Source organism: Melghirimyces thermohalophilus (assembly GCF_900102685.1).
GTDB lineage: Bacteria > Bacillota > Bacilli > Thermoactinomycetales > DSM-45169 > Melghirimyces > Melghirimyces thermohalophilus.
On the sequence record NZ_FMZA01000007.1, the window covers coordinates 149,274 to 161,707 of the forward strand.

Annotated in this window: 11 protein-coding genes; 10 read left to right on the forward strand and 1 reads right to left on the reverse strand. The window is 51.4% G+C overall.

Annotated elements, in window-relative coordinates; translation table 11 throughout:
- Positions 1 to 2: 2 nt before the first annotated feature.
- Entirely contained in the window at positions 3 to 596 is a 594-nt protein-coding gene (locus tag BLP91_RS07040) for a TetR/AcrR family transcriptional regulator (RefSeq protein ID WP_091568188.1), read from the reverse strand.
- Between the two features lie 158 nt (positions 597 to 754).
- Between BLP91_RS07040 and BLP91_RS07045 the strand changes: the two genes are divergently transcribed.
- From BLP91_RS07045 to BLP91_RS17125, 10 genes are all read left to right on the forward strand, one after another.
- A complete protein-coding gene (locus BLP91_RS07045) occupies positions 755 to 2,272 on the forward strand; it encodes an o-succinylbenzoate--CoA ligase (protein WP_245662181.1) in 1,518 nt (505 codons plus the stop codon).
- Positions 2,269 to 3,375 carry an o-succinylbenzoate synthase gene (menC, locus tag BLP91_RS07050; protein ID WP_091568191.1) on the forward strand — a complete coding sequence of 369 codons (1,107 nt, stop codon included), beginning with the start codon at positions 2,269 to 2,271 and terminating at the stop codon, positions 3,373 to 3,375. The genes BLP91_RS07045 and menC overlap by 4 nt, the downstream gene beginning before the upstream one ends.
- A 66-nt stretch (positions 3,376 to 3,441) precedes the next feature.
- Positions 3,442 to 3,855, forward strand: coding sequence for a hypothetical protein (locus tag BLP91_RS07055; protein ID WP_091568194.1), 414 nt, complete (start codon positions 3,442 to 3,444; stop codon positions 3,853 to 3,855).
- A gap of 279 nt (positions 3,856 to 4,134) precedes the next feature.
- Complete coding sequence (locus tag BLP91_RS07060; protein ID WP_176757884.1) at positions 4,135 to 4,665, forward strand: GNAT family N-acetyltransferase; 531 nt, start codon at positions 4,135 to 4,137, stop codon at positions 4,663 to 4,665.
- Between the two features lie 72 nt (positions 4,666 to 4,737).
- Entirely contained in the window at positions 4,738 to 5,757 is a 1,020-nt protein-coding gene (locus BLP91_RS07065; protein ID WP_091568199.1) for an NADP-dependent oxidoreductase, read from the forward strand.
- 117 nt (positions 5,758 to 5,874) lie between these two features.
- A complete protein-coding gene (locus tag BLP91_RS07070) occupies positions 5,875 to 6,450 on the forward strand; it encodes a hypothetical protein (RefSeq protein WP_091568201.1) in 576 nt (191 codons plus the stop codon).
- A gap of 841 nt (positions 6,451 to 7,291) precedes the next feature.
- Positions 7,292 to 8,290, forward strand: coding sequence for a LacI family DNA-binding transcriptional regulator (locus BLP91_RS07075; protein ID WP_091568204.1), 999 nt, complete (start codon positions 7,292 to 7,294; stop codon positions 8,288 to 8,290).
- Between the two features lie 660 nt (positions 8,291 to 8,950).
- Complete coding sequence (locus BLP91_RS07080; RefSeq protein ID WP_091568207.1) at positions 8,951 to 10,369, forward strand: sugar porter family MFS transporter; 1,419 nt, start codon at positions 8,951 to 8,953, stop codon at positions 10,367 to 10,369.
- 367 nt (positions 10,370 to 10,736) lie between these two features.
- Positions 10,737 to 11,372, forward strand: a complete 636-nt coding sequence (locus BLP91_RS07085; protein WP_091568209.1) for a CDGSH iron-sulfur domain-containing protein — start codon at positions 10,737 to 10,739, stop codon at positions 11,370 to 11,372.
- Positions 11,373 to 11,548: 176 nt separating this feature from the next.
- Positions 11,549 to 12,403, forward strand: coding sequence for a CAP domain-containing protein (locus tag BLP91_RS17125; RefSeq protein WP_245662182.1), 855 nt, complete (start codon positions 11,549 to 11,551; stop codon positions 12,401 to 12,403).
- The last annotated feature ends 31 nt before the right edge of the window (positions 12,404 to 12,434 follow it).

The window sequence follows — 12,434 nt, forward strand, 5'->3', positions numbered from 1 at the left end:
GATCAACCTCCGTTTCGATGGTCGGCCACGCCGGACCAAAAGATCTTCCATACGGAGTCGACACGGGTTTCCATCCCCGTGCGGCCATAATAAAAGAGCTGGATAAAAGCTCCGTCCAGCAGGCAGTAATAGGAAGCGAGAAGATCCTCCAGCGCCAGGGGGCGGATCTGTCCACTGCGGATTCCTTCCCTAAAGATGGAGGAGAGAAGCTCAGACAGCATCTCTTCCGACTTTAAGAACCGGGCGCGGAGCTTTTCTTTCAAGGAAGCGGGGGGAAACAGCATCGCCCGCTTCAAAAAAGCAGTCTCCTCTTCCCTTTCCAAAAAATATTGGATATTGTCCAAAAGGATGCGGTACAGCCGCTCCTCGACAGAAAGTTGTTTAATATCCGCGGCCAGCTGTTCCGTCCGTTCCAGCTGATGATGGAGAACCTGTTCAAACACCTTCAGAAACAGATCTTCTTTACCCGAAAAGTGTGCGTAGATGGATGACTTTTTCATTCCCACCTCGTCGGCGATTCGGGCGAGGGAGGCACCATTGTAGCCTTCCTGGGCAAAAAGCCGCAATGACGCGTCGATAATCCCTTGCGCAGACATGGGTTCACACCACCTAACGAACGGTCGTTAGTTTGATTGTAATGGACATAACGGAGATCGACAAGTCCCCGTCTCTTGGGATCATGCCTCCCATTGAGGGAAATCCGTTATAATATAAGGAGAAAGCGAAACTGGTTTTACGGAAAGGTTGAAGGTGTATGTCTTCACTGCAACAGGAAACAACGATGCCTGCCTGGCTGGATCAACGGGCCCGCTTGACACCGGAGCGGACGGCGGTTATCTCCGGGATGGAGCGGCGAACCTTTGCTGAGCTGGCAGAGGAAGCCCGCAGCATAGCGGCAAAGCTGGCTGGATTGGGCATCGAGAAGGGGGACCGTGTCGCCTTCCTGATGCAAAACGGGGTTCACACGGTCACCTTGATTCACGGGGTGACCCGCCTGGGAGCGGTATTGGTCCCACTCAATACCCGGCTCGCTCCGCGGGAAATCGCTTGGCAGGTGGAAGATTGCGGAGCCAAGGTGCTGGTCTATGATCAGGTTCATCGGGAGAAGGCAGAGGCGGCACGGACTGGAACCCCCGACAGCGGTGTGAACATGATCTTTTGGCAACAGCTTTTGCAACAGCGGGAAATGGGTATAGAGCTCCCTGCCCGTGTTTCCCTACAAGATTTACACACGATCATGTATACCTCTGGCACCACCGGTCGGCCGAAAGGGGTGATGCTTACCTGGGGCAACCACTGGTGGAGCGCCACCGCTTCCGCTCTCAATCTGGGTCTGGATCCCCATGAACGATGGTTGGCGGCTGTCCCCCTCTTTCACATGAGCGGATTATCGATCTTGATACGCAGTGTTATCTATGGTATGACTGCCGTTGTTCATACCCGTTTCGACCCGGTTGAGGCCAACCGGGCGATCCGGGAGGAGGGGGTGATGATCGTCTCTGTAGTGGGAACGATGCTGACCCGTATGCTGGACGAGCTGGGAGAAGAGGGGTATCCCGATTCCTTCCGCGGCATGCTGTTGGGAGGAGGGCCCGCGCCGAAGCCGCTCTTGGAACGCTGTGCAGAGAAAGGGGTCCCGGTGTTTCAAACCTACGGGATGACGGAGACCGCTTCCCAGATCGCGACCCTGGCTCCGGAATACAGTCTGGAGAAACTGGGTTCGGCAGGAAAGCCCCTGTTTCCGGCGGAGCTGAAAATCGTAAAGGAGGGTCAGGAAGCGCCGGCCTGGCAAACGGGAGAGATCGTTGTCAAGGGTCCCAATGTAACCCAGGGCTACTGGCAGCGGGAAGAGGCGACACGGGAGGCGATTCGCGGCGGCTGGCTTTACACCGGTGATCTCGGCTATCTGGATGCTGACGGTTTTCTATACGTGATGGATCGGCGGAAAGACCTGATCATCTCCGGCGGGGAAAACGTGTATCCAGCCGAGGTAGAGGCAGTATTGCTTGCCCATCCGTCGGTGGCAGACGCCGGGGTGACCGGTATCCCCGACTCCACCTGGGGTCAGGTTCCCGTCGGTTTTGTAAGCATAAAAGACGGAGCCGACTTCCATGAAAATGAGCTGCTTTCCCATTGTCGAGAACGGTTGGCCCGATACAAAGTGCCGATCCGTATTCACCCTGTGAAGGAACTGCCCAAAAACGCATCCAATAAGCTTCTGCGGCGGGAACTGGCTCGCTGGGCTTCCCAAGGGGAGTGGGCCCGACGTTGATCATTCATCAAGTCACTCTCCATCAGATTCAGATGAGGATGAAAACACCCTTTACCAACAGTTTGACCACGGTGACCGACCGAGAGCTGATCCTGGTGGAAGTGGAGGATGAGAGCGGTCGGATCGGTTGGGGGGAGTGCAGTGCTTTCTCTTCCCCCTGGTACACCGAAGAGACGATCGGCACTGCCTGGCATGTGATGGAAGATTTTCTGATCCCCCGCCTCCTGCATACGTCTTTGCACCATCCTAGGGACGTAGCGGAGCGTTTTCAACCGATCCGCCGCCATCCTATGGCTAAGGCGGCGATTGAGGGGGCAGTTTGGGATGTTTGGTGCAAGGCGGAGGGGATACCCTTGGCTCGTGCCTTGGGCGGGACAAGAGAGCAGATCGCTTCGGGGGTAGCGGTAGGTGCCGGCGATCTGGGGGTGATGGTGGAGACGATTCGCTGTCGGGTAGAGCAAGGTTACCGCCGCGTCAAAGTAAAGGTGAAACCGGGGGCTGATATAAAAGTGCTGAAGCGGATCCGGTTGGAGTTTCCCGATCTTCCCCTGATGGCTGATGCCAACTCCGCGTACACTCTGGAGGATGTGGATCACTTAAAACAGCTGGACGACTTTTCCCTGATGATGTTGGAACAACCTCTGGCCGCTGACGATATTGTCGATCATGCCCGTTTGCAGGCGGAATTGTCCACCCCGATCTGTCTGGATGAAAGTCTTCACTCTGCTGCCGATGTCCGGAGAGCGTTGGAATTGGGCAGTTGCCGCGTCGTCAACGTAAAACCGGCTCGGGTTGGGGGCCTTTCGGAGGCGAAACGGATTCACGATCTTTGCCTGGATCGCGGCATCCCCCTCTGGTGTGGCGGTATGTTGGAAACGGGGGTGGGTCGGGCTCACAGTATCGCACTCGCCTCCCTGGACGGATTTACCCTGCCAGGAGACATATCCGCCTCGAACCGATATTGGCATCAAGACGTGATTGAACCGGAGATCACTCTGGAAGAGGGGAGCATTAAAGTTCCCTGGGATCGTCCGGGGATCGGTTTTGAGGTGGACCGACACCGACTGCAGGAAGTCCGGGTAAAGAAAAAGGTTTACACATAAAAACATCCTTGCCAAAAAATGGTAAATAGGTAGAATGGAGGAAAGAGAAAAGAAAGAGGGTCAAGCATGTTCAAATCCTTGTTGGTGATCTCCATTACCTCCTTTGTGATCGGACTCGGCTTTCAAATCATGATTTGCGGCCTCTACATCACCACCATAATAGAAGCCTACGATCCGGCATTGGTCCTGCTGTTGGCGTTGTATCTGGTCTCCGAAACCCTGGTGATTGGAGGAGTGCTTTACTTTGTGGTGGCAGCACCGCTCCTTTTCCTCTTACTCGGCAAGCTGCACATGACGGAACCTGGTTTTTATCCCTTGGCCGCCATCTTACTCTGTGCTGTACTAGCAGCTTCCAAAGGGTTTTACACGGAAATGATGGATTGGCGTTTGTTTGCTCTGTTCGTTCCCGCTGCCTTCTTTTTCGGAGGGATGTGGTGGAACCGAATCGAGCTGGACCGTCGGGTAAAACTGGCCGCCTGACGAATAGTCCAGGATTGATGGATCGGAGAATTCCTTTAGGCCGTATATTAGCAAAAAGCAGGACCCGGCCCTCCTCGGGAGCGGGTCTTGCTTTTTGCAGGTCATGAAATACTCTGATTCTTCTATTTCATCAACAGAGAGAAAGGGATATAATCGGACATGAATGTACGCCCATTCAGTCGGTGGTAACCGAACTTGGGAACTAGGTTTTTGAAAATGAGTAGAAGGGGTTCGGTGAGTAAGAGTATGAATAACCAGGGTGCACAGGATGGGCGAAATATGGGATTTCAACAGCTGAAACCGCGGTTTTATGATCCGGAGTCAGATGAAGAAACCGTGGTGCGTTTTCACCTAGACCTGATGCGCGCCCATTACAAGCTTTGGTCCGATCTGCACGGAAGAAGATATGACGCGGAGTATTGGAATCGATTATTGGAACGGGAACAAGTGGGTAAAAAGTGGGCGGAGGAGTTGCGGAAGCGGATACAGGATCCGGATGCCTTGCTGTTGGTGTTTACCGATACCGACGATATTCTAGTCGGCTTTCTGTATGCGGAGATCCGGAACGATCATCTGACCTTTCGCAGGGAAGGATTTATTAACGAGATTTATCTTCACCCTGATTATCGCGGACGGAACCTATCCAAATCGATGTTGGCTCGGGGAGAACGGTGGTTTCAAGAGCGGTGTGTCTCTCACCGCCATGTATTCGTCACCAGCAACAACTTGGCTGCGGTTAAGCTGTACGCCTCCCTAGGCTTTCGAGTGACAGACTACCGAATGAGCAAAACGGAATTGTATGAAGGGTAGTTTGAAAAGTAAACAAAAACGGGTACTATATTTTGTGTATCGAAATAATGGGTGACGAATGGAGGATGAAACATGTCTGATCAGACGAACAGACAGATTCTGTTGGCGGAACGCCCCAAAGGTTGGCCTGATGAAAACACCTTTCAAATGAAGGAATCTCCTCGGCCCTCTCCTCAGGAAGGGGAAGTGCTGGTCCGTACCGTCTATCTTTCGGTTGACCCTTATATGCGGGGGCGAATGAACGATGCCAAATCCTACGTGGCTCCTTTTGAATTGAATCAGGTGTTGACCGGTGGCGTCGTCGGTCAGGTAGAAGAATCGAAACATCCTGATTTTCAAGCGGGGGATCTCGTAACCGGGATGATGGGATGGCAGGATTATTCCGTCCTCAAGGGGGAGGAGCTTCGTCAAGTGGATACCCGGTTGGCGCCCCCTACTACGGCTCTCGGGGTCCTGGGGATGCCTGGTTTGACGGCTTATTTCGGTTTGCTGGAGATCGGTCAACCGAAACAAGGGGAGACCGTGGTCGTATCGGGAGCCGCCGGGGCCGTTGGTTCGGTAGTTGGACAGATCGCCAAATTGAAAGGGTGCCGTGTGGTCGGTATCGCCGGATCCCCGGAAAAAATCCGTTTCCTCAAAGAAGAACTCGGGTTTGATGCCGTGATCAACTATAAGACCGACGACGTGAAACAGGCTCTCAAAGAGGCCTGCCCTGATGGCGTCGATATCTATTTTGACAACGTGGGCGGCGAAATTTCCGATCATGTGGTTCGTCGGATCAATAAATACGCTCGGATCGTCATTTGCGGACAGATCGCCCTGTACAACTTGGACAAACCCGATGAGGGTCCCCGGGTTCAGACCAACCTGTTGATCAACAGCGCGTTGATGAAAGGATTCATCGTATCTGACTATCAGGATCGGTTTAAGGAAGGTTTGGTCCAACTGGCTGAATGGGTGGCCCAGGGCAAGATTCAGTACCGCGAAAATATCGTCGAAGGATTGGAAAACGCCCCTGATGCCTTCCTGGGTCTGTTTAAAGGTGAAAATCTGGGTAAGCAGCTGGTTAAAGTATCCGATATCAAGGAATAATCATCGGCTCTCTGCCCTCTTTCCTTTTGGGAAAGAGGCGTTTTTTTTAAGTGAACACAGGAAATTCGAACCGGTTTCCCGAATGGAGAGAGAAACCACTCATCGAGGTGATGCTCCGTGGATCTGCAGTTTTATCTGGAAAACACCCGCTACGCGTCGGAGAACTTGCTTCGTCTCGTCTGGGAGCAAAAACAAGAGTATGCCCGCTTGCTGCAGGAGCACGAACAGGTGAAGGAACAGCGGGAATCCTGTTATGCTCCGGTCTCCCATAAGGGCATCGGAACGACGAAAGAGGACTTGGATGTCAAGATCGAGGAGCTGATCATGGCCAAGGAGATTAAAGTAAATTCGATCCAGGTGCTGAGCGGTGCTTTACTTCAGATCGCCAAACAAGGAATGTCCATCGTCCACGGTGACTTTAACAATTGGCCGGCTGGCAAAGAGATACAGGGGAACGGCCAAAGGGTTACCCTGAAGGAAATCATCCGCCACGGGCGCAATCAAGCGATGCATTTCGAAGAGGACCTGTACGAGGAAACCAAGGAATTTTTCGACCGCCTCGCCGTGGTCGCCGGCGACGACGCCCTCTCCGCCCGCAAACATCCTGGCAAAAACTTGGCCTTTCAAGTGGTGCAATTTTTGCACTGGAACGATTACGCCTCTTATGAATCCGATATGTTGTTGATGCAGTGAATACCTGTTCATGTGATGGCTGGGCAGATGAGCTGGATCAATTCCAATAACAGCATAGCCCCATTCCAAAGAGGCCGAAGGAGGCAGCCAGCATAAACCCACCTGTCAGGCTGACAACGTGATTCCGGTGGCCAGACCACTGAGGTTGTGTCGGTTTGACAATCCCTTATCGGCAGGCGAACCAGGATCTGCAACAATCGGTTGGCCTGCCGAGTATGGTGCCGAAAAGTTTAGATGTCCCCAGAGATGAAATATAGCCGACCTGTGGATGAATCAAAAAAACTATTAAAACTGTAATTGGTTCAACCATAGTTAAATTTGCAACCTCGCATTTTCTTTAAGCGCTTCATAATAAACGCTTCTCCTCTTGCCATTCGCAAGGCGCTTACTTTGGTAATCCAATATTTCTAACCATTGCAATTGATAAAATCCTGATTTACAATCAAAAAGCGATTTTATAAGTGTTTAAAAAAGACGCCATTTGGCGAAGAAGGGTGAGCGGAACAGGTCGTACACCCCTGGGAAGGACTCAATAGTTTTAGGGAAGGCTGATCGATTAAGGAATGGCTCGTAAAGGAGCCACTTTAATGATGTGGATCAAGCATTTACTTAACCTTAGATCCTGGTGATATCACCCCCGATGTTCCGGCCGGGTAGAGACCGCTTATCTGAATGAAGTGATCGCTTTTATCCAATGCTTGAAGGATGATCGAAAAACCGATTTTTGCGGACAAAAACAACAAATCAACGGGTACGATCCAGTCTTGAATCGTTGAGATAAATTGGGTAAGCTGATGCTCAGCGCTTCATATAAGGGTAACGTGGAAAGAAGGCATGAGAAATGAAACCGACCATCTATGACGTGGCAGAGAAAGCAGGTGTCTCCATCGCTACGGTCTCCTATGTGATGAATAACCAAAAAGTGGGTAAAAAGTCTAGAGAAAAAGTTTTGAAAGCGATGGAAGAGCTGAATTACAAGCCCAGTCTGCTTGCCTCTGCTTTGACCGGAAAACGTACGACGACGATCGGATTTTTATTGCCCGATCTGGCCAACCCTTTTGTTGCAGAAATGGCGCGCAGGGTGGAAGATCGGGCCCATGAACGCGGCTTTAATGTGGTGATTTGTAGTACCGATTCTGACAAGGAAAAGGAAGCTCTTTATACCTCTCTATTGAGACAAAAACGTGTGGATGGTTTTATCTTCGCCGGCGATCTCAAAAATGTGGATGTGGTAAAAGAATTGGTGGGAGAGCAGACACCGGTAGTGTTGCTCGCAGTTTCCCATCCTGCCGTATCGGTAAACAGCGTCACAGTCGATGATTTTACCGGCGGATATCAGGTCGCCTCTCATCTGATCTCCCTCGGCCATAAGAGAATCGCTGTCATCGCGGAAGAAGCCATTAGCAGTCGGGAGCGTATTCGTGGATATAAGCATGCGCTTCAGGATCAAGGGATCGAGATTGATGAAGATTTGATTGTTACCAGTGATTCCAGCTTTGAAGATGGGGAACGTCTGGCGGATGAATTGTTAAATACCTCCCACCCCCCCACCGCCATCTTCGCCTGTAATGATATTCTAGCGATCGGTTCGTTTTTAGCCGCCCGCAAGAAAAACCGAAGCATCCCTGGTGATCTCTCCGTCGCTGGATTTGACAACACCCTGCTGTCGAAGAGCAGTGATCCACCGTTGACAATTGTTGAACAGCCGATTCAAGATATGTGCTCGCAAGCCGTCGATTTGCTCATAGAGGAGATCGAAGGGAAAAGCACTCGAAAACAACGGATTGTGTTGTTGCCGGATCTTATCATTCGGCAATCGACTGGTCCCTGCCGATTTTAAATCATGGCCGGCCTTCCTTTTCACAATTTTGAAGCGGCTAACCCCTTTCTGTACGACGAAATGTAAGCGCTTAAAAAGTCATAGCCTCTCCACCAACCAAAAAAAGAAAAAGGTAGAGAACATTGTCAAGGGAAGGTAGGAGTTTTGGGTGTCGAACCGCTAAGGTGCAAAGGAGTCGATCTAGTCGGAATTCCGAGACTCCTATTGCTGATGAGGTGGGAGGGGACGGCAGTTTGAAAGAGTGACTAGATCTTGGTATCCACACCGTTTAAAGTGTCTGGAACACGGTATTCATATGTTTTCCGAAAAGCGGATAACCACCTCCCCGGATGAAACCTGGAATATTCAAAAGGCGGCAACATTCCAAGTACTGTACAACCCGGGAGGTGGACTACAACGATAAAATAGATGAAGCGTTTAAAAAGCATCATATGTGTTCAGCGTCCCGAAACAGAGATCGCGAAGAGAACATATCACGGCGGACACCGTTCTGATGCTCAAAGTTAATGCCGATAAGATCGAATCGGCGATAACATTGATTTATTTAAAGTGGAGATTTATAATTAATTTGCGGTTCAATTCTTAAGCGCTTCAAAAACAAAAGCAGTTTACTGTATCCAAAGATCCTCGCTTTCAATTAAGGAAGGAGATGGTGGAGTGATGCCCGACGGGAAATCAAGTCATAAATCCTTTCTTAAGTTGATTATCATCTTCTCAACATTTGGTGGTCTTCTCTTTGGATACGACACGGGTGTTATCAACGGTGCGTTACCGTTTATGACGAAAGAATTGGATCTTACCCCCTTTACTGAGGGGCTGGTTACAAGTTCGCTGCTTTTGGGAGCGGCGCTGGGTGCAGTACTCGGCGGCCGCCTTTCGGATCATCAGGGCCGCCGGAAAAATATTATCTATCTCGCTGTGTTGTTCATCATCACCACCCTTGGATGCACTTTTGCTCCTAGTGTCAGTGTGATGGTGATCTTTCGTTTTCTGCTGGGATTTGCTGTAGGCGGTGCATCGGTAACCGTGCCAACCTATTTGGCGGAAATATCTCCTGCGGAACGGCGGGGCCAAATGGTTTCTCGAAACGAATTGATGATTGTGACCGGACAGTTGTTAGCCTTTACTTTTAACGCTGTCATCGGCAACATCATGGCAGAAAGCGCCCATGCTTGGCGATATATGTTGGCCGTCGCCACCGCACCGGCGATTTTTTTGTTCCTCGGTATGCTGAAAATGCCAGAAAGCCCTCGCTGGCTCCTGTCAAAGGGTAATAAGGAAAGTGCCTTGCAAGTTCTTCGACGGATCCGGGAACGGGACCGAGCGCAAAAGGAACTGAAGGAGATTGAGAAAGCAATTGCCGAAGAATCAGCCTTGAATAAGGCGAAGGTAAAGGATTTGGCTGTGCCGTGGGTGCGCCGTATCGTATTCTTGGGAATCGGGATTGCCGTGGTACAGCAGATGACGGGGATCAATTCGATCATGTACTACGGAACAGAAATTTTGAGAGAAGCCGGTTTCGGTACAGAAGCAGCCCTGATCGGTAATATCGCCAACGGCGTTATCTCGGTCCTTGCTGTGATGACCGGCATTAAACTCCTCGGCAAGTTTGGTCGTCGGCCTCTGTTGCTGATCGGCCTGACCGGAACCACGACGACACTGTTCTTGATCGGGGTATTTTCTCTCGCCCTTGATGCTTCGGCAGCATTGCCCTATATTATCTTAAGCCTGACCGTAATTTTTCTCGCTTTCTTCCAGGGTGCCATCGGACCGGTGACGTGGTTGATCCTTTCGGAAATATTTCCGTTGCGTCTACGAGGGATCGGGATGGGTGTCTCTGTGTTTTGCCTGTGGATGGTAAACTTCCTCGTCGGATTAACCTTTCCGGTCATGATGTCCTCTATCGGCCTGTCAAACAGCTTTTTCTTCTTCGCGGTGGTCGGAGTTGGCGCAATCGCTTTTGTTAAGAAATACTTGCCAGAAACGAAGGGGCTTTCGTTGGAGCAGCTGGAAAAGATCTTCCGCCGTCATGGGGATCAGGAAGAAGCTCCGAAGGGGTATGGACGCCAAGTCGTTTGATCGATTCTTTCTTGGATGAAATGTCCTCGCTAAGGATCCAATTCGGCCACTTATTATCCTTTCTTTTTAAGCGCTTCAAAAACTGATGATCTGGCAACGTTTATGTGCTGATACCGGGATGATGAATCCAAAGAGGAAGGTTTCGAAAATCTTCGGGTCATAGTTAAAACGGGGTGAGTTTTACACCCCGCAAGAAAATGGTGACGGCTCGCTATTAAAGGGACCTGCACATAATCCCCTTAACTGTCCCCCTCTCGACGGATCGAGAGGAATTTTTTTCATAAGAGCATCGGTCCCGGAGACAATAAAAGGGATCAAACATCCGGTTTTTCATTATCCCGGATTATAATCGATAGGATGGGATGGTATGGCTAAAGGCGAGCTTCAACCCAACGGTCCGATCCAGGTGCAAGGGGCGATACTGAAAGATTTCTCCGGCCAGAAGATGACGGAACGAACCGACTATGCGCTGTGCCGCTGCGGACATTCTTCTGACAAGCCCTTCTGTGATGGGACCCATGCCAAGATCGGGTTCGATGATACCCGTCAAAGGGAACTGAGGCGGGGAATAGAAAATTATGTGGGAGCGCAGATCACGATTCATGATCACCGCTATCTGTGCGCTCATTACGGTGCTTGCCGGCTGAAAGGGGTCTTTGAACCCAGGAAGCGCCCCTGGATCGATCCAGATGGTACGCAGGATGTGAACGCCGTCATCGACGTGATTGAGGATTGCCCTTCCGGTGCTCTCACCTATTCCATCGATGGGAACCATGTGACGGATTGGCACGATGAACCGGAGGTGCGGGTGCAGGAAGAAGGTCCCCTCCACTTCCGCGGGTCCATCTCCTTGGAAGACGAACAGGGGTCGGCGGTTCTGTTGGTAAGCCGGGAGCATTATACCCTCTGTCGCTGCGGTGCCTCCAAGCATAAGCCCTTCTGCGACGGAACACACAAAAAACGCTGGGGATGGAGCAAAGACGGTGAAAAAGGGAGTTCATAAGCATACAGGAAGGCAAACGGTCCGATAGGGCCGTTTTTTGTGGCTGCAGGTACATCTATCCAAATCTGCCATTCCGGAAACCGGCTCTTCTCTTTCACTCGTTACTATACAGGGACCCATTGATCGACAATCCTCCCTGTATATTGAATAAAAACCAAGTGAAGGAGGCCGTTTCTTTGGTTAAACCATCCTCTTTACCACCCCGAAAAAAGAGAAGGAAACGTCGGTTTCCCCTTTATTTAGGGGTGACCGCTCTTATCATATCCCTGTCAGCCGGGGTCTTGTACGCCCAAGAGAAGCTGTTTGCGGGGGATGAGCAGGGGACGGCTCAACCGGCTGCGGACCTACAGCAGCAGGAGCAACCATCTCCCTCCGCTTCCCTTGAACAACAGGAGCCGGCCGATGTTGAACGGGAAGAGCCTTCCCCTGATGAACAAGCACCCCAACAGAAACAAGCGCAGGATCGAGAAAAGGCCGATGCTTCCAACCCGGATGCCGATGCGGCTCAGCATGACGCTCTGCCTGAGCCAGAATCAGAGGGGGTACCGACACCTTCCGAATCCGGGAAGGAAGAAGGGCAGGTGGTGGCAGCTGAATCAACCCCGTCCCAGTCACCAAGCGAGGCCGCATCCGATGAGAAGGACCTGTCCGCTTTTGAGCAAGAGGTGGTACAGCTGGTGAATCAGGAACGCACCGAAAGGGGGCTGAACCCGCTGAAAGTGGATACGGAACTGGCTGACGTGGCCCGGACCAAGTCCGAAGATATGCGGGATGAAAACTATTTTTCCCATCAGTCTCCCACTTACGGGTCCCCTTTTGAAATGATGCAGGAGTTTGGTATTCAGTACCGGGCCGCCGGGGAAAACATCGCTGCCGGACAAACCACCCCACAAGCGGTGGTGAAGGGCTGGATGGAAAGCGAGGGTCACCGTGAGAACATTCTCAATGACCAGTTCACCCACATCGGCGTCGGCTACACCAAAGGTGGCTCCTATGGCCACTACTGGACGCAAATGTTCATCTCCAAGTAAACATGTGTAAAAAACGCCGGTGAAGGCCGGC